Here is a 21,486-nt window from a genome sequence, read left to right on the forward strand (position 1 = left end):
ACATCTCCTAGATAGGGTTTATGATTGAACTGCAAAATAGGGTATCGCCTCGCTTTGGCAAGTAAAAACACGAAACCATTTATGACTAAATATAACTAAAAACGAGTGCCGAAGCTGAAGTTGAAGAGCTGCGTCTCGTCATGATCTTCTTTGACAAGCGCTTTTGCAAAATCGATTCGGATTGGACCAAAGGGGGAGCGCCAAGATAAGCCGACACCCACTGCAACACGTGGCGTATTGGCATCAACGATTTCACTGCCGATTTCATCAATATCCCACAGATCACCGACATCGACAAAGGCGGCGCCGAGGAAGCCTAGATCATCTGGTAAGCCAAGCGGGAAGGTCACTTCCGCGCTTCCGGTGTAATACATGTTGCCGCCCAAGGCATCGTCGGTGGTGATATCGCGTGGCCCAATACCGGCGCGATCAAACCCGCGAAGTTGGCGATTGCCGACAAAGAAACGCTCATTGATACGAATGTCGCGATCTTCATCCCATGCATAGAGATGGCCACCGGTTCCAGAGAGGCTGAAAGTCCATTGTGGTGCGATCGAGAAGAAGCTCGCGCTCTTAAATTCATGACGGATATAGCGGCTATCACCGCCGAGACCCGCAAAGTCTTGGCTCAAACGAAGGTAATTGCCATCTGTTGTGTCAAAGCGGTTATTGCGCGTATCCCACGTGAGGGAATGACCGACGAGGGAGCTGGTATTGGCACCTTCTTGATCTTTAATAAAGCGGGAGGCATCTGCATCAATATCGGTAATGTCGATCTCTTCGAAGCGATAATACATGTTGTGCTTCATGTGTTCGCTGACCGCATAGCCTAAGCGTAGCGCGCCACCGACGCTTTCGCGGTCAAAGGAGCTTTCGCTTGAAAAGTCGGTACGGGTTTTGAATAAATCAACGCCCGCAGAAAGTTCGCGATCGAGGAAGTAAGGCTCGGTAAAGCCAACGTCAAACTGCTGGCGTTCCGCTGCAATCAAGGCGTTTAAACGTAACTCTTGGCCGCGACCAAGGAGGTTGGATTCCTTGATACCGAATTCAGCCAAAGCACCGTCTGTGCTAGAGAAGCCTGCGCCGAGTGAAATTTCACCGGTAGATTGTTCGCGCACGTCAACATTGACAACGGTTTGATCGGGGGAGGTGCCTGGTTGTTGGCTGATACTCACATTTTCAAAGAAACCAAGGTTGCGAATACGTTGCTCCGAACGCGCGAGCTTAGAGGTACTATAAGCATCGCCCTCAGCAAGGCGAAATTCGCGCCGGACGACTTCATCTAACGTGCGAGAGTTGCCATCAATATTGATGCGCTCGACATAAACACGCGGCCCCATATTGACTTCATAAGATAGGTCAATGGTGCGCTCAGCATGATTACGGGTGAATCTAGGCTTCACATCGACAAAGGCAAATCCCTTATCGCCAAGCTTCGTGACCATATTGTCGATGGTGTTCTCGATCTCGTCAGCATTGTAAATTTCGCCGGATTCGGTGGTGAGTTCGGCAGATAGGTCAACGCCTTTACTCAAGCTATTATCAATATGAATGTCGCCGAACGTATATTGCTTGCCTTCATCCACCGTGAAGGTGAGGTAGAAGCTCTCGCCATCCGGTGTGATTGCGGCGATGGAGGATTTAACCTGAAAATCTGCATAGCCTTGCTTTACATAGTAGCGGCGCAGGAGTTCTTTATCGAACGCCGTACGGTCAGGATCGTATTTCTCATCGCTAGAGAACGGGCTCCACCAGCGCTCTTCTGAGGTTTTGACCACATCGCGTAGGTTAGAGTCGTTAAAGATTTTATTGCCGACGAAATCAATCTGCGTGACTTTGGTTTCTTTGCCTTCCGAAATCTCGAACACGAGGTTTACTCGGTTATTTTCCAGCACGATCACTTGTGGATCGATTGTGGCCTGGTAACGACCACTGCGGCGGTAAATCTGCAAGAGGCGCTGCGCCGCTGCATCAATTTTTGGACGGGTGAAGATAGAGCGTGCGGTGATGTCGATCTCTTTTTTGAGGTCTTCATCGGGGAGGCGACGGTTGCCTTCAAACGCCACCTGATTGATGATCGGATTTTCTGTGACGTTCACTTGCAGCACGGCGCCGCCAGCGGGATCGGCGACGGGTTGCATCTTTACATCCGCAAAGAAACCGGTGGCGAAAAGTGCTTTCATGCCACGGTCAATATCGTAACGGTTAAAGGGCAAGCCTTCACGAATACCGAGATACGAACGGATCGTGCTATGTTCGATACGTTGATTGCCGGTGATGGCGACCTTATTCACGCGGAAGGATGCGGAAGAGGCGAGCAGTGAGGCTGGTACTGGAACCGGAGCGGTTGCCGTCGGCTGCACTTGCGCAAATGCCGGAAGCGGCGAAAAGGCGGTGCTGACCAAGGCTAAAACTGTAAAAGCAGAAAGACGTGAAGACACGTAGTATTTCCCCATATTATTTTCTTTGTGAGGATGCGGATATCCCCGACAAAATCAAGTTATTTTAGAGTAATTGCACGATGTCATTGACGATGGTGAAGGCCATGAGCGAGACGAGTGTGACTAATCCTAGTTTATAGCCATATTCCTGAAACTTCTGCGCCATCGGTTTGCCATTGGCTGCTTCGACGGTGTAATAGAGTAAATGCCCGCCATCCAACATCGGAATGGGCAGTAAATTTACCAACCCCAAATTGGCTGAGAGTAGAGCGATGAACCATAAAACAGTGGACACTCCTGCATCGGTTGCTTGGCCGGACATTTGTGCAATGCCGATCGGACCTTTGAGCTGCTCGGTGCCGCGTTGACCGGTAATAAGCTGCCCGAGAACCTGCAAGGTTGCACCACAAATATCCCATGTGCGTGTCACTGAATGCTTAACGGCCTGCACGACGCCGACATCTTTAAAGGTGATCTTTTGGCTGCGAATACCGATTAAGGGTTGCTCCACTTCATTGCCGAATGCATCCGTCGTTTTGATGACACGGGGGATGATTGAGAAGGTGAGGGTTTTCTCGCCGCGCTGAATTTCAGCGTTAATTTTGGTGCCAAGATTGGTCATGATTTGCATCGGAATATCGTGGAACACTTCGATTTTTTCGCCATTTATGCTTAGGAAGCGATCGCCTTTGCGCAGGCCGGCTTCTTGTGCCGCAGACTCTTTAATAACTTCGCCGATGAAAGGTTCGGTCGAGGTAATACCGTTATTAAAGGCAAACCAAGTGAACACGGCGATGGTGGTGAGGAAGTTGAAAAGCGGGCCGCCTGCGACGATTAGCGCTTTTTTCCAAAGCGGTTTGAAATGAAAGCTGACGGCTTTTTGTTTCTTCGTCATCTTCTTGAGTGCTTTGCCATCGGGTGTGCTCGCTGCGCCTTGATCACCAAACATTTTGACGTAGCCGCCGAGCGGTAACAAACTGAATTTCCAGCGTGTGCCTGCTTTGTCGTTGAAGCCGAATATCTCTTTTCCAAAGCCAATTGAGAAAACCTCAATTTTGACTCCGCACCAGCGTGCAATGATGTAATGCCCAAATTCGTGAATGAACACGATGACGGATAAGACAAAAACAAATGATAGAATGGTGTGGGTTAAATCGCCAATGGCTTCCATGTGAGACTTCGCTTTATGTTTTTCGTTTGATGATATCGATGGCCTGGCGACGTGCCCAAGCATCGACGGCGAGAATATCTTCCAACGTATTGTTGGTAAAGTGTTCTCCGGTGATGGTGTGTAATGTCGCCTCGATTACACGGATGATATCTGGGAAAGTGATATTTCCTTGCAGAAAATGCTCAACGGCGACCTCATTGGCGGCGTTGAAAACGATCGGCGAAATACCGCGATGTTCTAGCACTTCACGCGCAAGACGTAACGCAGGAAAGCGTTTTTCATCGGGTGCTTCAAAGCTCAGCGATTTCATCTCGACTAAATTGAGGCGTTTTGTTGGCGTAGGAATTCGCTCTGGCCAAGAGAGTGCATAAGCAATCGGCAAAATCATATCCGATGGGCCCATCTGCGCGAGCACGGAGCCATCTTTATATTCGACCATGCTGTGGATAATCGATTCTGGGTGTACGACCACATCAATCTGTTCGGCGCGCACGGGGAAGAGATGATAGGCCTCTAGAATTTCCAACGCCTTGTTCATCATAGTCGCCGAATCAATGGAGATTTTCGCGCCCATGCTCCATGTCGGATGTTTCAGGGCTTGTTCAATGCTGACATGTTTCATTTCCTCAAGGCTGAGGGTGCGGAAAGGTCCCCCACTTGCGGTAAGAATGATTTTCTCCACCGATTCCGGCTTTTCAAAATCAAAGACTTGGAAAATCGCGTTATGCTCTGAATCAACGGGTAGTAAGGTAGCGCCGTATTTAGCTGCTTCATGGCGGATGAGATCGCCAGCGCAGACTAAGGGCTCTTTATTGGCGATGGCGACGGTAGCGCCTCGACGAATTGCGGCAAAGGTGGGCGCTAGGCCTGCCGCTCCGACGATGCCTTCAAGTACAATATCGGAAGGGAAGGCTGCGGCTTCGATAATGGCGTCATAGCCGCCAGTCACGGTCATGCCGGTGCCGTCGAGTGCTCTTTTTAGGTGCGGTAATTTTTCTGCATTACCAATCACGACCCAATCCGGGCGAAGCTCGAGTGCTTGCTTGATTAGCTCTTCGACATTGTTATTCGCCGTGAGCGCGGTGATGCGGTAACGGTTAGGGTGAGCTTTAATCAGTGCGATTGCCGAGCGTCCGATAGAGCCTGTGGAACCCAAAATTGAGACCGTCTTTACCGGCTCCGTAAGTTGCGGCTTGATGGTGTTTCTTAATGCGACGGGTGGGTTCATGCTATTACCTCAGCGCTGATTATAAGATAGAGCAGAAAGGCGGGCAGGGTAAGGATATAGCCATCGACACGGTCTAAAATACCGCCATGGCCCGGTAGGAGTGAGCCGCTATCTTTGAGCCCTTGCTTGCGTTTGAGCCATGATTCGAAAAAGTCTCCCGCCTGTGCCAGAAGTGCGATAATTACCCCGGTTAAAATTGCCGATAATAGGCCGTCAGGGAACGGTACATAAGATTGGAGTGCGATTGCGCTGAGCGCCGCAGCACTCATACCACCAAGCAAGCCTGACCATGTTTTATTCGGGCTAATGCTGGGCGCGATTCTAGGGCCGCCAATGGTTTTACCCGCAAAGAAAGCGCCGACATCGGTTGCGACGATTAAAATGACTGGAAACAAAATTGCGTTAAAGGACAGGTCGCGCAGGGCTAAAGCGGAGATAAGCGGTAGGGCGACGTAAGGGATGCCGGCAAATTTCCAGCTTAAGGCGGGTGGCGTAATATGGTGCCATTCCTTATCCATTTGATAGGCAATGGCGAGTATCGCTAGGACTAACGCCCAGCTGCCCATGGCGAGTACTAGAAAGCTCCCGATGATAAGGAGTAACCCGGTGATAACACGCTGGTGAAAGGTGCTTAAAGCATAGCCTTCAGTGGTGATTTCATCAGACATTCCCATACCGCCTCTCGCGCAGATCGAAACTCTCAATCGCTTGTGAAAGGTGTTCGGCATTAAAGTCCGGCCAGTAAGTTGGCGTGAAATAGAGCTCCGTATAGGCTGATTGCCAAAGCAGGAAATTACTCAAACGTTGATCGCCACCGGTGCGGATGAGGAGGTCAAGTTCTGGAAGGTCGACTGTGTCCAAGCGTTCAGCAATCGCTTCATCTGTGATGGATTCGGCTTCGACCCCGTCACTCACAAGTTGTTTGACCACATTCGTAATTTCTTGCCTGGCACCGTAAGACAGGGCGACTGTCAGGTGGAGTTGATCGAATTGTGCAGTCTTTTCCTGCAGCGCTTCAATACGCTTGCGCAAAGTAGGTTCGAGCGTTGAGATATCGCCAATCGTACGGAAACGGATTTGGTTTTTAATTAGCAGCTCGGCCTCTTTATCGAGGTAATGCCCGAGCAAACCCATTAGAGCACTCACTTCTTCCTGTGGACGCCCCCAGTTTTCAGCGGAGAAAGCATAGACTGTCAGATAACGGATACCGAGCTTTTTGCCCTCCGTAAGCAGAGCCTTGAGCGCCTCGGCACCCCGTTTATGGCCTAATTTACGCGGCAGACCGCGTTCCTTCGCCCAGCGGCCATTACCATCCATAATGATGGCAATGTGATTGGGAACGTTACGCCCCGATGTGGTCTCTGGTATAGTTTCAGGCATTAAACGCTCATGATATCCTTTTCTTTCGTCGCCACCAGCTTATCCGCTATGGCCACATATTTGTCGGTAAGCTTTTGGATATCGTCGCTGGCTTTCTTGAGCTCATCTTCAGATATTGCCTTATCTTTTTCGAGTTTCTTATAGCGATCCATACCGTCACGGCGGATGTTGCGCAGGTTAATGCGCGTTTGCTCCGCATATTTGCCGGCGACTTTCACCATCTCTTTACGACGTTCTTCTGTCATATCAGGAATCGGAATACGCACGAGCTGGCCATCGGCAGAGGGGTTAACACCCAATTGCGCTGCAGCGATGGCTTTTTCAACGGCTTTCACATTATCTTTATCCCAAACGCTAACGCTCAACATGCGTGGCTCAGGTGCGCTCACGGTGCCGACTTGGCCTAAAGGCATCATGCTACCATAGACTTCAACCATCACCGGATCGAGCAAGCTTGGGTTCGCGCGGCCTGCGCGCAGGCCTCTCAGTTCTTTTTCAAATGCACCGATAGAGTTTTCCATACGAGTGGGCAGGGCGGAGAGTTCGTTATCGCTCATAATTGGGGCTTCCTTGCTTAAGCTTTGTTCATTTATGGCGGCAAGATAACGGGTTTCCAATGCGGAATCAATGAGAAAGCCAGCGTTTTTCTCGCATAAAAGGAGAGGGATTGTCACAGAACTGTAACAAACAAAAGCGCTGAAAAAGTTTATATTAGCGGTTATTCTTTTCGCTGTGTTCTTTAACTTCGTTTTCATTATCTTTTATATAATGGCCAACTTACCGAGTCAGAACTTTCTTACGTTATACGTAGAAAGCCTTCTGTAGCGATTAGAAAAAGAATTTTTTTAACTTTTTTAAAAACACATTTATGCATCCAGCATTGCAAGGCCTGTTAGTCATAGCGCTAATTGGGTTGGTTTTTTACTTCCGGTTCCGGAGTTTATTCGTCGTAGGCAATACAGATTCCCAGTCTTCTTCAGAAGAAGAGGTGGATCCACATGACCCTGCTTACGGAGTAGAAGCAACGGAAATTGAATAAGACTCAATTTTTCCGTAACCTTTTATTTATTCACCTAAGTCCTATTGCTTTTGAGGGAAAGCAATAGGACCAAAAACAAAAAATTATGTTATTCAATGCAATGATCGTGCTCTTCCTCGTCATGACTTTCATAGAAATGAGGAAATCCTCTCCAAAAGACGACGAGATTGAGTGAACAACCCGAATCTCTTAAAAACCCATTTATTCTGATTAGAATAATGGGTTTTTTGTTTTTTAGAGGTGTTGTCATGCTGTCATATGACGATATCTGGAAGCTCACACGAGAATCGATATCTAATTCTAGCCCCCCGTCATGCGACGGGGTGATAAGTGGGCGGATGAGAGCGTATTACTTCTCAATGATCGTATAGCGGCCTTTGCCGCAGACGACTTTGGCAAATTGGCCTTGCTCGTGGATGGAGAAGACCAGAATTGGGATGTCATTCTCGCGGGCGAGGGAGATGGCTGAGGCATCCATGACCTTCAGGTCTTCAGAGAGCACTTTGCGGTAGGTGAGTTTCTCTAGGCGCTTGGCATCGGGATTGGTTTTGGGATCGGAATCGTAGACGCCATCGACTTGCGTGCCTTTCAGCAGCGCATCGCAATTCATCTCAACAGCGCGCAGAGCGGCTGCCGTATCGGTGGTGAAGAACGGATTACCTGTGCCTGCAGCGAAAATGACGACGCGGCCCTGTTCCATATGGCGATCGGCTTTGCGTTTAATGTAAGGTTCGGCAATTTCCATCATGTGAATGGCCGATTGCACACGAGTTTCGCAGCCAATTTGCTCGAGAATATTTTGTACAGCCAGTGCGTTCATTACGGTTGCGAGCATGCCCATATAATCGGCATTGGCACGTTCCATACCGGCTTCAGCGGCGCTCATGCCACGGAAAATATTTCCACCGCCAACGACTAAACACACTTCAACGCCCATATCGACCACGGTTTTGATGTCTTCGCAGATGCGTTTGATGATGGTGAGATCTTGCCCATATTCCTTATCGCCCATCAAGGCTTCACCGGAAACTTTAATCATAACCCGGTTATAAAGCGGGGAAAGGGGGGCGGATGCGTTGCTCGCAGATGCTGTGTTGCTCATAAAGGGAAGGAGTAACGCAGTATGAGCGGCGCGGCAATCCTATTTATTAACAAAAGACCCCGTCTTTCGAAACAGGCGCTTCAAACTAACATTAAGCCCGCAGGAAAGGCGCAAGAGCGTGTACAATTCTGGCGTGTATTTTCCGCGTTCCAGTTTGTGGATATACAGCAAATCCACTGCACTACGTTGGCTCAACTCTTCAAGTGAAAGATTCTTATTGAGCCGTAAATCTTTGATATTAAATCCAATTTGGCGTCGAAGTGCGCAAAAGTTAGGTTTGGAATACTGCATGAGGTGCTCCTTAGGTTGAGGGTGAATCAACGGCACCCCACCTTGGGGCGCCGGGAGTTCAAACCACGCAGTACACGTGTGGGTTTATTCCCCCGAAGGGTCTTTTATTCACCGCACTCCCGACATAAGGAGCCATACCCTATAAAAGGCATAACAAAAAGTCCACTCTGCCGGGAGCGGGGGGGCGGTACTGCGACGGTTTGAACGCCAAGGTTGAGTATAAATATCGAATTTGGAAACGCAAGTATATTTTTTACTTCAGTAAGATGCTGCTTATTTCTTTCAGCTGCGTACGAGCGCGCAGCAAATAGAAGCCCATCGCGGTGAGATGGTTGGGTAGAACTTGGCTATCTGGCGCGTTATTGAGGATGAAGATGTTGGAGAGTTCAGCACCCGCGCGCATCGATTCTTCCATTTGATCCCAAGAACTTACTACTTGTTTCTCATCTATGACTTTAGCAAAGTCATAGCGCATTGCTTTGAGCAGCATGTGGTAAGCGTACATCTTGCCTTTAATATCATAGTAAAGCTCATCAGCCTTTAAATCGACATAGGGGCGGTTTTTGCCATCGATACGTTCAGCAATGGCGGCGCTGGCCGAACCGATATCGGATGCGATACGCTCTAAAGTTTGCTGTAGGTTATCAGCGCGGGCCTCAAATGTGGCTTCACCCTTGGCTAAGCGCTCATTATATTTACGAAATGCTTTCATGGCGCCACGGTATTGTTTCTCGCTTGAGGCGGTTGGCATGAACGAAACAGACGGATTCCACATCCACACATCAGGCGGGTATTTCATCAGACCCGCGGCGTTATCTAGATCCTCATCAATGCGGCTAGAGCCACGGGTACGGCCAATTTGATCGGACATTTCAATGGCAAAGCGTGAAAGTGCTGCGGTGATACCGCGTTGGTATGCAGGCATGCGGTCCAGCCACGCGCCGGGGAAGAACCATGGGTCATTAGGCGCCCAGTGGTGCGTGTTCATCTCACGCTCAATCAAGGCAATCGCTGTGGCGACGGAATGGCTGGCCACCATTTCTTGCGGAGAGTCTGGCAAGTGAGAGGCGAGGTTAAGGTCGCTCGAGTCATCAATTTCATGCACCCAGATCATGCTGAGCGGAATGAGGATGAGGAGAATAAGGATAAAGAAGCTTGCGGCGCGCTTGAGGAAAGAGGCGGGCAGGAGCAGGAACCATTCTTTTAAACGAAGGCCAATAAGTGCGAGTGCTGTTTTCATAATCCTTATGTAGGTCATTTTCTGCTTTGTGCAATCAAAGATACCCTTTAAGCATAATGCATGCACGATCACTCCCACGGACACCACCATCACGAAATGAACATCAAAGCCATTGCGCTGCCGATTGTGTTGTCGATTTTTCTGGTGGGATTAAAGGTCTATGGCTGGCGCGAGACGGACTCGGTCAGCTTACTTTCGTCGCTCCTCGATTCAGGAATGGATATTCTGGTTTCGATGATGAACCTGGCGGCGGTGCTTTATGCGGCAAAGCCAGCAGATGATGATCATCGGCATGGTCACACTGCGATTGAAGATATTGTAGGGCTGGTGCAAGCCAGTTTTATTGCGGCCTCAGGGTTGTTTTTGTTCTATGAGGCCGTCCGGCGTTTCATGAACCCTAGCGAAGTGCAAAACCCTGAAACGGGCATTAGTGTTTTGCTGGTTTCGATCGTCGTGCCGCTTGCGATTGTGCTCTATCAACGCATGACGCTTAAAAAGACCAAATCCGTGGTATTGGAAGCGGACTCGCTGCATTACATGACCGATATGCTGATGAATGGGCTGATCATTGTGTCGATTTATATTGCCTCGATGGAAGGTCTCGGGCTGGTTGATCCGATTTTAGGAACGGTGATTGCGGGATATATCCTGTGGTCAGCCGGCAAGATCGGCGGGCGTGCCTTTAACCACCTGATGGATAAAGAAGTGCCTGAGGCAGAATATTTAAAGATTGTCGAGATTATCGACGCATATGAGGGCGCACTTGATTATCACGCTCTAAAAACGCGTTATAGCGGCAGCAAAATGTTCGTCCAAATGCATCTGGATGTCGATGCCAGCCTCAACTTACGCGACGCTCACGATATTGCCGATGGGCTGGAAGCAAAACTGGAAGAAGCTTTCCACGATGCCGAAGTGATCGTGCACTTGGATCCGAAAGAATTGTCATAGAATTGCCATGCTTCTAAGGCGCTGAATTTGCTTATGCGACTAATTCAATTTCGTAATTTTCGATCACGGTATTCGCTAGGAGTTTTTCGCACATGTCTTTTAGCTGTGCTTCGGCCTTTGCTTTGTCGGTCTCCTTGAGATCGAGTTCGATGAGCTTGCCTTGGCGAGCGCTTTGGACGCCATCGAAGCCTAGGTGAGTCAGCGTGTTCTCAATGGCTTTGCCTTGCGGGTCTAATACGCCATTTTTGAGGGTAACGGTTACGCGTGCTTTCATGGTCGTATTCCTTACTTCTTTTTCGTTGTTTTACGGCCACCGGTCTTTTTGATCGGCTTGCCTTTGACGGCAGGAGCTTTCTTATCAACTGAAACGATTTCCGCTTCGGGCAATACGCCAAGACGACGGGCTACTTCTTGATAGGCTGCTGTCATATCGCCAAGGTCATGGCGGAAAACGTCTTTATCGAGACGTTCGTTCGTTTCAACATCCCATAGACGACAGCTATCTGGGCTGATTTCGTCAGCGAGCAGGATATAGATACCTTCTTCGTCGTAAATACGGCCAAATTCGATTTTGAAATCGAGCAGTGATAGGCCAACGCCACGGAACAAACCGCTTAGGAAGTCGTTAATGCGAAGCGCGAGGCTATGCATTTCGTCTAACTCAGCAGGATCTGCCAAGTTTAGCGCGAAAATATGCTCATCGGTGATGAGGGGGTCGCCTAATTCGTCAGATTTCAGGAACCATTCGACGATCGGGTATGGCAGCGGATCGCCTTCTTCCATTTTGAAGCGTTTGGCGAAGCTACCGGCAATACGGTTACGCACGATTACTTCAATCGGAATGATATCGACTTCACGCACGAGTTGTTCGCGCATATTGATGGCTTTGATGAAGTGAGTGGGGATACCCATTTCCATCAAGCGAAGCATGAGGAATTCGGAAATACGGTTGTTAAGGATGCCCTTACCGCTCATAATCTCCATTTTCTCATTATTAAAGGCGGTCGTATCGTCTTTAAAATGTTGAACGATCGTTCCAGGCTCAGGGCCTTCGAAAAGCTGTTTCGCTTTTCCTTCATAGAGGAGTTTACCTTTAGTTTTTGCCTTCGCCATGGTGCTCAAATCCTTGCCTATTAACTTCGATACGCGTATATTGCGCGAAATAAGGCACGAGCTTTACCGAAAAATGACCGAAAAGAAAAGGAATATCCCGCTATGAGCATAGACAATCGTAAAAAAGGGCAAGAATCTAAATACGCTCTGGATAAAGAACAAGAATTTAAAGCCATGGCGCGCCGTAATAAATTGCTGGGTCTTTGGGCTGCAGGTGAGCTAAATTACGATGATGCTAAAGCCGCTGATTATGCCAAAGAAGTGGTCATGGCTGATTTTGAAGAGCCGGGTGATGAAGATGTGTTCCGCAAAGTGCACCAAGATTTTCAAGCCGCAGGCTTAGAGCGCGAAGATGATATCCGCGCGAAAATGGTTGAGCTACTGGGCGTTGCCAGCGAGCAGATCATCAGCGAAGAGTAGAAGTCTGGCGCCTTGCGCTAATGATGAAGTCACAAAAAAAGGCGTACCAACTGGTGCGCCTTTTTTTGTTTTAGGTATGAGGTATATTTTCGTCATTGCGAGGAGCGTTAGCGACGCGGTAATCCAGAGTGGTTGATAGATTTTTGGATTGCCACGCTTCGCTCGCAATGACGAAGTAAATTAACTCACAATTTTTAGCTTCAATACATCTTGGTTTTTGGCTAGTTGGGTGCCGCGGACGCCGTTGAAGGCGAGGCCGGCGGTTATGTCTTCGCTGGCTTTGACGATGAGGTCGACTTCGTTGGTCTCGAGTAGAGGCATCGCGACGGAACGGTAGAAGAGGCGGTTTTCAAAACGTAGATCATCGTCAATGGCGAAGCAGAGTTTGATATCACCACCGAAGGTTTCCTTTAATTTGCGGAAAAGGATGTAATGCACGGTCTTCCCAGCGATGAAGTTCACCATCGGGCTGCCATCGAGCACCTTGTCTTTGCGACGACGTGCCATTTTCTTGAGGCGCTCTAGGTTCTTTTGGAAGCTGAACTGCGCAATGCCACCATGGTCTGACACTTCGGCACGTACTTTCTCTGCAGCATTGCTGAGGAACAGTGAGCTCGCCACTAAACAATCGGCATCGTAAGGCAGGGTAGCGCTTTTCCATGCTTCTTCACGATCAACTGCCATCAACATACGGCCTGTGAGGAGGGGCAGGTAAATGCCCTCTACATGTCCCATGACGCGGTTGAACGGGATGATAGAAAGGAAGCGCGAGACGTGATTGAAAGACGGGTAGTCAGTCTCCACACGTTCGATCGAAAATTTCACCTCGTCAGCCAATTCGCTCAGGGAATAGTCGTGATGCTGGAATTCGCTCACATCATTGCGGCTATAGAAGCGGCATAGTTTTTCACTGTCGCTTAATGCTTCAAGCTGCTGTTCTAGCGTGATTCTGCGTTTACCTTGATTGGCAAGATGCAGCATATCATGCCAGCCGAGCGTTGAAACTTGCGCTTGATACTGATCCGGTTCATCGCCCAGGATCCAGAGCTGCCGCAGCTGCGGCAGGAATGGGAGCTGTTCCACAAGGTCGCTGCCGGCTTCGAGGTTGTCGAGGATCAAAAGCTCAACTTGATTATCGGCGATAATCTGCAGTTGCTCTTCAGCCGTGCTATTGATGGGAATAAGGATTGTTTTACCGCCGCCTAAGAGCGCGCCAAAATGCGCCGCAATGGTACGGAAGGAGCTTTGCGCCGCAATACCGATCGGCTTGGTTTCGCTGTTCTTGGTCTTTGCGATACCGCGAGCGATGGTTTCCACCAGCTCGGCGAGCTCTTTATAGGTGTATTTACGCACCATATTGCCGCGAGGTTCGACCAGGCAGTAACGGTTGGGTTGCTGTTCAGCCAGTGTAAACAAGGCTCTCAGGGGATTCTCAAAAGAAAGTGCTAATGGAATCTTATTCTTATTGTTTTTTTCCATAACTTCCTTGTACCTTAGAGCGAGCAAAAAGTATAGTTCCCAATTAGGAACTCAAGGGAGATAAAATGGCCGTTTCAAAGAAAAAACCGATTAAAAGCAAAAAGATAGAGCTGAAGGAGCTGCCGCGTTGGGATTTGACGCATTTCTACCCATCCGCTGAATCTGCGGAGTTGGCGAAAGATCTCGGGAGTTTCGAAAAGCGCTGTAAAATCTTTGAAAAAACCTATGACGGCGAGGTGAAGTTGCTCAATAGTGGCGAATTAGTCACAGCCATTAAGAAATATGAGAAGATTGAAGATCTGGCCGGTAAGCTAGGTTCATTCGCACAGTTATATTATTGTGAAAATGTGAGTGACCCTAAACGTGCCAAGTTCTACCAAGATATTAGTGAGGCGCTGACAGAGAATGGCTCGAGCATCCTCTTCTTTACTCTGCAAATCAATAAGATAACGGATAAGTCTCTGCAAACGATGTTAGCGGATTCTGCTGCTTTGGCGAAATATGAGCCTTGGCTGCGTGATGTGCGCCAGATGCGTCCTTACCAATTACCTGAAGCGCAGGAGAAAATGCTGCATGAGAAATCTGTCGTGGGCCGCGCTTCATGGGCGCGCCTCTATGATGAGACGATGGCGGGGTTACGTTTCAAGCTAGGAGCGCAAACGCTGACATCGGAAGAGATGCTGGATAAAATGTCCTCTAGTAATCCTAAAACTCGAGCGACGGCAGCGAAAGTGTACGGTGAAGGTTTGGCCGAGAATGCCTCGCTCTTTACGTTGATTACGAACACGCTGGCCAAGGATAAAGCAATTGAAGATGGGTTCCGTAATTTTGAGCGCCCCATCAGCAGCCGTAACCTCGCCAATGCGGTTGAGGATGAAGTGGTGGATGCGTTGATGAGCTCGGTTAAGGCGAGTTATCCGAAGTTATCGCACCGCTATTATAAGTTGAAAGCCTCATGGTTTAAGAAAAAGAAACTCGATTATTGGGATCGTAATGCGCCAATGCCGAGCAGTAAAGAGCAGCTCTATAGCTACGCCGATGCGAAGAAAATCGTGCTGAAATCCTACAAAGATTTCTCACCGGAAATGGCAAAAATTGGCGAACGGTTCTTTAAGGAAAATTGGATTGATGCCCCGGCAAGTCCGGGTAAAGCGGGGGGGGCATTCTCGCATCCGACGGTGCCATCTGTTCATCCGTATATTTTGCTGAACTATCTGGCCAAGCCGCGCGATGTGATGACTTTGGCACATGAACTGGGCCACGGTGTGCATCAGGTGCTATCGGCCAAGCAGGGTGCTTTGATGGCAGATACGCCGCTGACACTGGCGGAGACGGCTTCCGTCTTTGGCGAGCAGTTAACGTTCCGCGCGATGCTAAAGGCGGAGAAAGACACGAAGAAACGTAAAGCCCTAATCGCGCATAAGGTTGAAGATATGCTCAATACCGTGGTGCGTCAGATCGCTTTTTTCGAGTTTGAACGGCAAGTGCATGACGCGCGTGCTGAGGGAGAGTTATCGACGGAAGAGCTCGGTAAAATTTGGATGGGAGTGCAGAAAGAATCGCTCGGCCCGGCGATTAAGTTCAGCAAAGAATATGAGAATTATTGGACCTATATCCCGCATTTTATTCATACGCCTTTTTATGTGTATGCCTATGCATTCGGCGATTGCTTGGTGAACTCGCTCTACGCCGTTTATCAGCAATATCAAGCGGATGGCAAAGCCAAAGAGTTTGAGAAGTTATATATCGAAATGCTAAGCGCTGGCGGTACTTTGCGTCATAAAGAGCTACTTGCGCCGTTTGGACTTGATGCCAGCAAGCCGGAATTTTGGCAGCAGGGGCTGGATATTATCAGCTCGATGATTGATGAGTTGGAGGAGTAAGCCGTTCTGGCGCAGTGCCCCGTGTTTTGACGGGTAAGGCATTATCTCTCAAAATCGTCCTTTGAAATGTAGAGGGGGAGGATGGCTGAGCAGACTTTTTTTCCTGAACTTGCATGTTCGACACTGAATCTTTTGGCTGAGCTAAGGCCAGAAGCTTGAAAGATAAAGGCTCCTTCATCATCGACGGTGGTGATGTCCACCGGCTGGCCATTAATGTGCAATTTGGCGGTGTGGCCGGTGATTCCGTTGCCTTTTACCGTCAGCTTGCCGTCTTCCCAGGTCCATTCTGTCACGACAATCATGGTGCTAACGTACTTCTTCCACACTCATGGAATAGATGTTTTCGGGAGGAGTGAATAGCGTCATGCCGAGTTTGATGGCGACGGCAAGCACCATTACGGCGAGTAGTCCGCGAAGTTTATCGGCGGGTAATTTTGCGCCGAGGCGGGAGCCGATTTGGGCGCCGGTGGCCGACCCTAGTAGCAGGAGTACGGCTAGCATTAGATCGACTGTTTGTGTGGTGACAGCATGTAGGAAGGTCACGTTGATGGTGATGAACATGATTTGGAACAGCGACGTGCCGATGACAACGGAGGTGGGCATGCCTAGCAGATAGATCATCGCCGGAATCATGAAGAAGCCGCCACCCACGCCCATGATAGAAACGAGTACGCCGACGGCAAGGCCAAGTAGCAGCGGCAACCACGCGCTGATGGTGAGCTTGGAGCGCGGAAATTCCATCTGCCAAGGTAGGCGTTTGCTGAGTGGGGTTTTGCTGACTTTCTTCTTCTTTTTCTTCTTGCCAAGCATGGCTTGCAGGCTCTCAATCGCCATTAAGCTGCCGATGGAGCCTAGGAAAACGACGTAGAGGAGGGAGATAACAAGATCAATTTGCCCTAATGTTTTGAGCCATTGGAAGATAAATACGCCGCCAGTGGACCCAATCAGACCACCAATGAGCAGAAGGGTTCCCATGCGAAAATCGACATTGCGGCGCGCCCAATGCGCGTAAAAACCGGAGAGTGAGGCGGCGACAATCTGGTTGGCCGAGCTTGCGACCGCAATGGCGGGGTTTATGCCTAACAGAATCAAGAATGGTGTGGTCAGAAAGCCGCCACCAATGCCGAATAAGCCAGAAAGAACCCCCACAGCACCGCCAAGCGACAGCATCGTGAGAATATTCACGGAGACTTCGGCAATAGGGAGGTAGACTTGCATGGAGGGTCATTAATCACTTTATTTGCAATAAAGTGGCGTTCACTTGCCGCGCATGGCTCTCACCAAAAATCTGGCGGGCAAGTCTTGCTTGCCTATCCGCGAGTAAAGCGCCAAATTATCATATTATCTGGACAAGCTTAATAGCTACCAGCCTCACCTTATTGTGCAATGGTTAAATTCCCATTTTGGACCTTTGCATCGGGCGCGCGTAGGTAAAGCGGTGCTGGTTTGCTATGAAGTGCCGGTAAAGGGAGTTTCTCAGCGTAGCGAGCAAGCGCGGCCGCATCGGGCAAAAGGGTGAGTTGCGGGTGGCCTGGGAAGAACTCGCCCGCATCGCCAACAACGGTGCTGTCGGCGGGGGCAGAGTCAGTGTTGGGTAGCTCGAATGGCTTGCTTAACGCGACGGGTAGGCCGTTTTCTATCTTAAAGTGTTGGCGATACACGTGCTCGCGATAGGCATTGATCGCGGCGAGGATCGTTCCTTCAACACCGGCCTCAATGGCTTGGTAGGCGAGTAGCTCTAAACCGCTGATGGAGTGGATAGGCTTTTTGACGGCCAGCGCTAGGCCGCGCACGAATGCCAAGCCGATACGAACACCGGTGAAACTGCCCGGGCCGATGGTGACGGCATAGGCGTCTAAATCGTCAAATGAGAGGTTGTCTTCTACCAATACCGCCTCAACCATAGCGCTAAGTTGCGAGGTTTGTTGGTTGCGTTCTACAATGTGACGGGAGGCACCATTGGAGAGGGCGACAGAGCAGCCACCTAAAGTCGTATCAAGGCTAAGAATATTGGACATGGGAGCTAAAAATCCGTATAATTGGTCTATAAGCAAGTAATAATCTAAAAGAGCGCTCATTTGCCGCGCAGGTAACGCCAGAAATCTGGCAGGCGAACTTTGTTCGCCTATCCGTGAGCTCTCATTAAAAGGAGAAATAAATGAATATTCCACAAGGATGGGAGCTAGCGGCTTCTGGGAAGTCAATTTCGCGTCGTTGGATATTTAGCAATTTTGTCGAATCTCTTGCCTTCATCAATAAGCTGGGCGAGATGGCTGAAGAAGCCAATCACCATCCGGATATCGCCTTTGGTTGGGGCTATGCGGATGTTACTTTTACCACACATGATAGCGATAGCTTGTCAGATAACGACATTACGATGGCGGAAAAGACGAATGCATTATTGGTGGCTTAGTGCGATATTAATAGGCTTAACTGCCGTTTCCGCGCAAGCAGTGGAGGGGGATGCTCCGCCGCAAGGTGACCCTGAGGATTATGCCAATTATTATATTGGGGTTGAGCGTAAGGGGCTGGAGCCGTTTTGGAAGGCGTCTGTTAATATGCCCAAGCATCAGAGCGAGTTTGTCGCTAATTATCGGGATGCAAGGCAGGAGAAAGATGCAAAGCTGTTAGAGGAACTTATCCATCCCGCATCGATAGCCTGTGAAACGCCAGAACGTGCCGATTATTTTGCGACAATCCGTGAATTTTATTTGAACGAATTTTTCCCTGAAACCTTCAAGATTAAATTTTTCCCACTGACAGAAGAGAAGCGCTGGCCGCTAAAGCAGCGCCTAGAATTCCCCGCCGCGCCAACGCATATTATGTATATCGAATATAAGGATGGCGAATATATTGAAGGTCTGCAACGCTTTGTGCGTGAAGAAAGCTATCCCGAAGAACGCTTCTATGAGTTAGTGAAATGCCCCTCTGACGCCAGCATGGCAAAGATGCGCGCCGATGCAGAGCAGCGATTAGTGGAAGAAGAAGCGGAAGTTTCTAATTAGCGAGCCATACCGGCCTGCGCCGGTATGGGCGAGATTTTTGTTTTCTTACTTCTGTCCGAGCGTGATCGCTCTGCCAACATAACAAAATCAGTGTTAAAATTGCGTTACGTCTGCTATACGCGCGGCTATGAGCAAGAAATTATATATTAAGACCTATGGCTGCCAGATGAATGTGTATGACACGGAGCGGATGGAGGACATCCTTGAGCCGCTCGGTTATGAGGTTCAGGATACGGCGGAGGATGCCGATTTGGTGATTCTCAATACTTGCCATATTCGTGAAAAGGCGGAGGAGAAGGTCTATTCGGATCTCGGTCGGATCAAGAAAAAACGAGGCGATAAGCAAAGCATTATCGCGGTTGGCGGCTGTGTAGGGCAGGCGGCAGGCGAGCAGATCATGAAGCGTGCGCCTTATGTCGATATGGTATTTGGCCCCCAAACCTATCAGAAATTGCCGGCGATGTTGCGCGAGTTGGAAACAAAAAAGGGCGTGGTGGAACTTGATTTCCCAACCATGCAGAAATTTGATGAATTACCGCAACCAGGTAAGCCTAAAGCTGGCTCGGCCTTTTTATCAGTTCAGGAAGGCTGCGATAAATTCTGCACTTTCTGTGTTGTGCCTTATACGCGCGGAGGTGAGTATTCTCGCCCGGTAGAGAAGATTCTGGAAGAAGCGAAGATTCTAGCCGCCAAAGGCACGATTGAAGTGACGTTGCTAGGCCAAAATGTGAATGCCTATCATGGGCTGGATAAGCATAGCAATGAGCGCGGCCTTGCGTGGCTAATACGTGAGATTGCCAATGATGTGCCTGAGATTAAACGCATTCGTTATACGACCTCGCATCCACGCGATATGGAAGATGATCTGATCGCCGCGCATGGTGATTTGCCGCAAATGATGCCCTATTTGCATTTGCCGGTACAGGCGGGTTCGGATCGTATTTTGAAGGCGATGAACCGTCAGCATACGGCGGCGAGCTATATTGAGATTATTGATAAACTGCGCACGGTGCGCTCTGATATTGCGCTTTCGGGTGATTTTATTGTGGGCTTCCCTGGTGAGACAGATGAAGATTTTAAAGATACGATGCGCCTGATCGAAACGGTCGGCTATGCGCAGAGTTACAGCTTTAAATATAGCCCGCGTCCGGGGACTCCCGCGGCGGAAAAAGAGCAAGTGCCCGAGCCTGAAAAGGTGAAACGTTTAGCACTGTTGCAAGGCCTGCTGAGTCGCCAACATGAGGCATTTAACCGCAGTTCAGACGGAAAGACGTTTGAAGTGTTGTTTGATCGAGTTGGCAAAAAAGAGGGGCAGTTGATTGGTAAAAGTCCGTATCAACAGTCGGTTCATGTCACCGATGCACAATCAATGGGTTACAAAGTTGGAGATTTATGTAAAGTTGAGATTGTAGAAGCTCAGCCAAACAGCTTGGCCGGGCGGATTGTAGAAACTCCGTCATTGCGAGCGAACGCAGTGAGCGCGGCAATCTAGGGCAAAAAACACTGGATTGCCACGTCGCTAACGCTCTTCGCAAAGACGAAAACGAAAGTTAAGCTATGCCTCAAAAATCCAAAAGCACCGCCAGCCATTCCGAAACCATGCTCTTCGAGAATAATAGTCTGTTACCGATGCTTTATGGTGAAAATGATGCGACGCTTAAGAAGCTGGAAAAGAAGCTTAATGTAGGAATGGTCTCGCGCGGTAATATGCTGGCCATTACGGGTGAACAGGAGGCAGTCAACCAAGCACGTGCCGTTTTGGAAAATCTCTATGGCGCGCTTGCGGCCGGTGAAGATGTGAATAAAGCCGAAATTGACGCGGCGATTCGTATGGAAACGGATCCGAAAAAACCGAGCAAGAATAAAACGACAACGGTGCCCTCGTTGACGATTAAAACGCTGCGTAAAGAGGTTAAGGCGTATACGCCCAAGCAAGCGGAATATATCAAAGCGCTGCATGATCATGATCTCGTCTTTGCGCTTGGCCCTGCAGGGACGGGTAAAACCTATATCGCTGTGGCGATGGCGGTGAAGAAATTTATCAATCACGAAGTAGACCGGATTATTCTTTCGCGTCCTGCAGTTGAAGCGGGTGAGAAGCTTGGTTTTCTACCGGGTGATCTGAAAGATAAAATCGATCCTTATTTACGCCCGCTTTACGATGCGCTGTTTGAGATGATGTCACCTGAAAAAGTGATGCGTCATATCGAAAATGGTGAAATTGAAGTGGCACCGCTGGCCTTCATGCGTGGCCGTACGTTGAGCAATGCCTATATCATTATGGATGAGGCACAGAACTCAACTGCTACGCAAATGAAGATGTTCCTGACACGTTTGGGTGAGGGGAGCCAAATGGCGGTGACCGGTGATTTGAGTCAAATGGATTTGCCGCGCGATGTGAAATCTGGCCTCGCCGATGCGACCCGTAAACTTGATGGAGTTGAGGGTGTCGAAATCACCCGCTTTGCGGATGGTGACGTCGTGCGCCATGATCTGGCGGCTAAGATCGTCCACGCCTATGAAGAATGGGATAAAGTAAAGAGAATCCGCGCCGAAGAAGCCCGCAGTAAGGGTGATTAAACAAAAAAACACCAACACCCCCCTAACTGGGAGGTACCTTAAAAATAGGGGCTGACACCTAACATTTAAATTGTTAGGAGTTATTGATGTATATAAAGCATTGTAAGTTATCGAGAAATAAGCAGTTAGAGTTGATAAAATATTTCATTGCGGGTTCTACGGC

General features: G+C 49.2%; 23 protein-coding genes. 8 read left to right on the forward strand and 15 right to left on the reverse strand.

Features of this window, described 5'->3' with window-relative positions:
• Positions 1-95: 95 nt before the first annotated feature.
• The 6 genes from bamA to frr all read right to left on the reverse strand — a co-directional run bounded on the left by bamA (position 96) and on the right by frr (position 6,777).
• Positions 96-2,441 (reverse strand): outer membrane protein assembly factor BamA, encoded by a 2,346-nt coding sequence (bamA, locus tag P8P30_09605; GenBank protein MDG1287798.1) that lies wholly within the window; start codon positions 2,439-2,441, stop codon positions 96-98.
• Positions 2,442-2,505: 64 nt separating this feature from the next.
• Positions 2,506-3,612, reverse strand: coding sequence for an RIP metalloprotease RseP (rseP, locus tag P8P30_09610; GenBank protein ID MDG1287799.1), 1,107 nt, complete (start codon positions 3,610-3,612; stop codon positions 2,506-2,508).
• Positions 3,613-3,625: 13 nt separating this feature from the next.
• The gene (locus P8P30_09615) at positions 3,626-4,840 is read right to left on the reverse strand and encodes a 1-deoxy-D-xylulose-5-phosphate reductoisomerase (protein ID MDG1287800.1); all 1,215 of its coding nucleotides are present in this window, start codon (positions 4,838-4,840) and stop codon (positions 3,626-3,628) included.
• Positions 4,837-5,508: a phosphatidate cytidylyltransferase gene (locus tag P8P30_09620; protein ID MDG1287801.1), complete on the reverse strand. Its 672-nt coding sequence runs from the start codon at positions 5,506-5,508 to the stop codon at positions 4,837-4,839. The genes P8P30_09615 and P8P30_09620 overlap by 4 nt, the downstream gene beginning before the upstream one ends.
• Positions 5,501-6,220, reverse strand: a complete 720-nt coding sequence (uppS, locus tag P8P30_09625) for a polyprenyl diphosphate synthase (protein MDG1287802.1) — start codon at positions 6,218-6,220, stop codon at positions 5,501-5,503. Before uppS ends, P8P30_09620 begins: the two co-directional genes overlap by 8 nt.
• Positions 6,220-6,777, reverse strand: a complete 558-nt coding sequence (frr, locus tag P8P30_09630; protein MDG1287803.1) for a ribosome recycling factor — start codon at positions 6,775-6,777, stop codon at positions 6,220-6,222. The genes uppS and frr overlap by 1 nt, the downstream gene beginning before the upstream one ends.
• 311 nt (positions 6,778-7,088) lie before the next feature.
• Between frr and P8P30_09635 the strand changes: the two genes are divergently transcribed.
• Positions 7,089-7,259, forward strand: coding sequence for a hypothetical protein (locus tag P8P30_09635; protein MDG1287804.1), 171 nt, complete (start codon positions 7,089-7,091; stop codon positions 7,257-7,259).
• A gap of 349 nt (positions 7,260-7,608) precedes the next feature.
• On the opposite strand, the gene pyrH is transcribed toward P8P30_09635, so the two are convergent.
• From pyrH to P8P30_09650, 3 genes are all read right to left on the reverse strand, one after another.
• Complete coding sequence (gene pyrH, locus P8P30_09640) at positions 7,609-8,361, reverse strand: UMP kinase (GenBank protein ID MDG1287805.1); 753 nt, start codon at positions 8,359-8,361, stop codon at positions 7,609-7,611.
• Positions 8,362-8,400: 39 nt separating this feature from the next.
• Positions 8,401-8,652, reverse strand: a complete 252-nt coding sequence (locus P8P30_09645) for a helix-turn-helix transcriptional regulator (GenBank protein ID MDG1287806.1) — start codon at positions 8,650-8,652, stop codon at positions 8,401-8,403.
• Between the two features lie 253 nt (positions 8,653-8,905).
• Positions 8,906-9,892 (reverse strand): DUF2333 family protein, encoded by a 987-nt coding sequence (locus P8P30_09650; protein MDG1287807.1) that lies wholly within the window; start codon positions 9,890-9,892, stop codon positions 8,906-8,908.
• A gap of 60 nt (positions 9,893-9,952) precedes the next feature.
• On the opposite strand from P8P30_09650, the gene P8P30_09655 reads away from it, so the two are divergent.
• Positions 9,953-10,843, forward strand: coding sequence for a cation diffusion facilitator family transporter (locus tag P8P30_09655; GenBank protein ID MDG1287808.1), 891 nt, complete (start codon positions 9,953-9,955; stop codon positions 10,841-10,843).
• Positions 10,844-10,874: 31 nt separating this feature from the next.
• Here P8P30_09655 and purS read toward each other — a convergent pair whose 3' ends face one another.
• Positions 10,875-11,117: a phosphoribosylformylglycinamidine synthase subunit PurS gene (gene purS, locus P8P30_09660; GenBank protein ID MDG1287809.1), complete on the reverse strand. Its 243-nt coding sequence runs from the start codon at positions 11,115-11,117 to the stop codon at positions 10,875-10,877.
• A gap of 11 nt (positions 11,118-11,128) precedes the next feature.
• Positions 11,129-11,956, reverse strand: a complete 828-nt coding sequence (locus tag P8P30_09665) for a phosphoribosylaminoimidazolesuccinocarboxamide synthase (protein MDG1287810.1) — start codon at positions 11,954-11,956, stop codon at positions 11,129-11,131.
• Between the two features lie 102 nt (positions 11,957-12,058).
• Between P8P30_09665 and P8P30_09670 the strand changes: the two genes are divergently transcribed.
• Complete coding sequence (locus tag P8P30_09670) at positions 12,059-12,376, forward strand: DUF1476 domain-containing protein (GenBank protein ID MDG1287811.1); 318 nt, start codon at positions 12,059-12,061, stop codon at positions 12,374-12,376.
• Positions 12,377-12,556: 180 nt separating this feature from the next.
• Here P8P30_09670 and P8P30_09675 read toward each other — a convergent pair whose 3' ends face one another.
• Complete coding sequence (locus P8P30_09675; protein MDG1287812.1) at positions 12,557-13,855, reverse strand: AMP-binding protein; 1,299 nt, start codon at positions 13,853-13,855, stop codon at positions 12,557-12,559.
• A 65-nt stretch (positions 13,856-13,920) separates the two neighbouring features.
• Here P8P30_09675 and P8P30_09680 point away from each other — a divergent pair, with 65 nt between their 5' ends.
• Positions 13,921-15,738: a M3 family oligoendopeptidase gene (locus P8P30_09680; GenBank protein MDG1287813.1), complete on the forward strand. Its 1,818-nt coding sequence runs from the start codon at positions 13,921-13,923 to the stop codon at positions 15,736-15,738.
• A gap of 41 nt (positions 15,739-15,779) precedes the next feature.
• Here P8P30_09680 and P8P30_09685 read toward each other — a convergent pair whose 3' ends face one another.
• The 3 genes from P8P30_09685 to tsaB form a co-directional block, all read right to left on the reverse strand.
• Positions 15,780-16,040: a hypothetical protein gene (locus P8P30_09685; GenBank protein MDG1287814.1), complete on the reverse strand. Its 261-nt coding sequence runs from the start codon at positions 16,038-16,040 to the stop codon at positions 15,780-15,782.
• Between the two features lie 4 nt (positions 16,041-16,044).
• Positions 16,045-16,956, reverse strand: a complete 912-nt coding sequence (locus P8P30_09690; protein ID MDG1287815.1) for a sulfite exporter TauE/SafE family protein — start codon at positions 16,954-16,956, stop codon at positions 16,045-16,047.
• A gap of 158 nt (positions 16,957-17,114) precedes the next feature.
• A complete protein-coding gene (gene tsaB / locus P8P30_09695) occupies positions 17,115-17,756 on the reverse strand; it encodes a tRNA (adenosine(37)-N6)-threonylcarbamoyltransferase complex dimerization subunit type 1 TsaB (protein ID MDG1287816.1) in 642 nt (213 codons plus the stop codon).
• Between the two features lie 140 nt (positions 17,757-17,896).
• On the opposite strand from tsaB, the gene P8P30_09700 reads away from it, so the two are divergent.
• From P8P30_09700 to P8P30_09715, 4 genes are all read left to right on the forward strand, one after another.
• Positions 17,897-18,151 (forward strand): 4a-hydroxytetrahydrobiopterin dehydratase, encoded by a 255-nt coding sequence (locus P8P30_09700; protein ID MDG1287817.1) that lies wholly within the window; start codon positions 17,897-17,899, stop codon positions 18,149-18,151.
• Entirely contained in the window at positions 18,132-18,743 is a 612-nt protein-coding gene (locus P8P30_09705) for a hypothetical protein (GenBank protein MDG1287818.1), read from the forward strand. Before P8P30_09700 ends, P8P30_09705 begins: the two co-directional genes overlap by 20 nt.
• Positions 18,744-18,870: 127 nt before the next feature.
• Positions 18,871-20,235 carry a tRNA (N6-isopentenyl adenosine(37)-C2)-methylthiotransferase MiaB gene (gene miaB, locus P8P30_09710; GenBank protein MDG1287819.1) on the forward strand — a complete coding sequence of 455 codons (1,365 nt, stop codon included), beginning with the start codon at positions 18,871-18,873 and terminating at the stop codon, positions 20,233-20,235.
• A gap of 65 nt (positions 20,236-20,300) precedes the next feature.
• The gene (locus tag P8P30_09715; GenBank protein ID MDG1287820.1) at positions 20,301-21,323 is read left to right on the forward strand and encodes a PhoH family protein; all 1,023 of its coding nucleotides are present in this window, start codon (positions 20,301-20,303) and stop codon (positions 21,321-21,323) included.
• Positions 21,324-21,486 lie beyond the last annotated feature (163 nt).

The sequence above is a fragment of the Rickettsiales bacterium genome, assembly GCA_029252805.1.
Classification (GTDB): Bacteria; Pseudomonadota; Alphaproteobacteria; order Rickettsiales; family JALZUV01; genus JALZUV01.

What these genes read in the sequence shown, in the direction of transcription:
- P8P30_09685 (MDG1287814.1), bottom strand. Translation starts at nt 16,040, where the DNA reads ATGATTGTCGTGACAGAATGGACCTGGGAAGACGGCAAGCTGACGGTA.
- purS (MDG1287809.1), bottom strand. Translation starts at nt 11,117, where the DNA reads ATGAAAGCACGCGTAACCGTTACCCTCAAAAATGGCGTATTAGACCCG.
- rseP (MDG1287799.1), bottom strand. Translation starts at nt 3,612, where the DNA reads ATGGAAGCCATTGGCGATTTAACCCACACCATTCTATCATTTGTTTTT.
- P8P30_09675 (MDG1287812.1), bottom strand. Translation starts at nt 13,855, where the DNA reads ATGGAAAAAAACAATAAGAATAAGATTCCATTAGCACTTTCTTTTGAG.
- P8P30_09670 (MDG1287811.1), top strand. Translation starts at nt 12,059, where the DNA reads ATGAGCATAGACAATCGTAAAAAAGGGCAAGAATCTAAATACGCTCTG.
- pyrH (MDG1287805.1), bottom strand. Translation starts at nt 8,361, where the DNA reads ATGAGCAACACAGCATCTGCGAGCAACGCATCCGCCCCCCTTTCCCCG.
- P8P30_09635 (MDG1287804.1), top strand. Translation starts at nt 7,089, where the DNA reads ATGCATCCAGCATTGCAAGGCCTGTTAGTCATAGCGCTAATTGGGTTG.
- P8P30_09655 (MDG1287808.1), top strand. Translation starts at nt 9,953, where the DNA reads ATGCACGATCACTCCCACGGACACCACCATCACGAAATGAACATCAAA.
- P8P30_09620 (MDG1287801.1), bottom strand. Translation starts at nt 5,508, where the DNA reads ATGTCTGATGAAATCACCACTGAAGGCTATGCTTTAAGCACCTTTCAC.
- uppS (MDG1287802.1), bottom strand. Translation starts at nt 6,220, where the DNA reads ATGCCTGAAACTATACCAGAGACCACATCGGGGCGTAACGTTCCCAAT.
- frr (MDG1287803.1), bottom strand. Translation starts at nt 6,777, where the DNA reads ATGAGCGATAACGAACTCTCCGCCCTGCCCACTCGTATGGAAAACTCT.
- P8P30_09645 (MDG1287806.1), bottom strand. Translation starts at nt 8,652, where the DNA reads ATGCAGTATTCCAAACCTAACTTTTGCGCACTTCGACGCCAAATTGGA.
- P8P30_09680 (MDG1287813.1), top strand. Translation starts at nt 13,921, where the DNA reads ATGGCCGTTTCAAAGAAAAAACCGATTAAAAGCAAAAAGATAGAGCTG.
- P8P30_09715 (MDG1287820.1), top strand. Translation starts at nt 20,301, where the DNA reads ATGCCTCAAAAATCCAAAAGCACCGCCAGCCATTCCGAAACCATGCTC.
- P8P30_09615 (MDG1287800.1), bottom strand. Translation starts at nt 4,840, where the DNA reads ATGAACCCACCCGTCGCATTAAGAAACACCATCAAGCCGCAACTTACG.
- P8P30_09690 (MDG1287815.1), bottom strand. Translation starts at nt 16,956, where the DNA reads ATGCAAGTCTACCTCCCTATTGCCGAAGTCTCCGTGAATATTCTCACG.
- P8P30_09650 (MDG1287807.1), bottom strand. Translation starts at nt 9,892, where the DNA reads ATGAAAACAGCACTCGCACTTATTGGCCTTCGTTTAAAAGAATGGTTC.
- P8P30_09665 (MDG1287810.1), bottom strand. Translation starts at nt 11,956, where the DNA reads ATGGCGAAGGCAAAAACTAAAGGTAAACTCCTCTATGAAGGAAAAGCG.
- tsaB (MDG1287816.1), bottom strand. Translation starts at nt 17,756, where the DNA reads ATGTCCAATATTCTTAGCCTTGATACGACTTTAGGTGGCTGCTCTGTC.
- miaB (MDG1287819.1), top strand. Translation starts at nt 18,871, where the DNA reads ATGAGCAAGAAATTATATATTAAGACCTATGGCTGCCAGATGAATGTG.
- P8P30_09700 (MDG1287817.1), top strand. Translation starts at nt 17,897, where the DNA reads ATGAATATTCCACAAGGATGGGAGCTAGCGGCTTCTGGGAAGTCAATT.
- P8P30_09705 (MDG1287818.1), top strand. Translation starts at nt 18,132, where the DNA reads ATGCATTATTGGTGGCTTAGTGCGATATTAATAGGCTTAACTGCCGTT.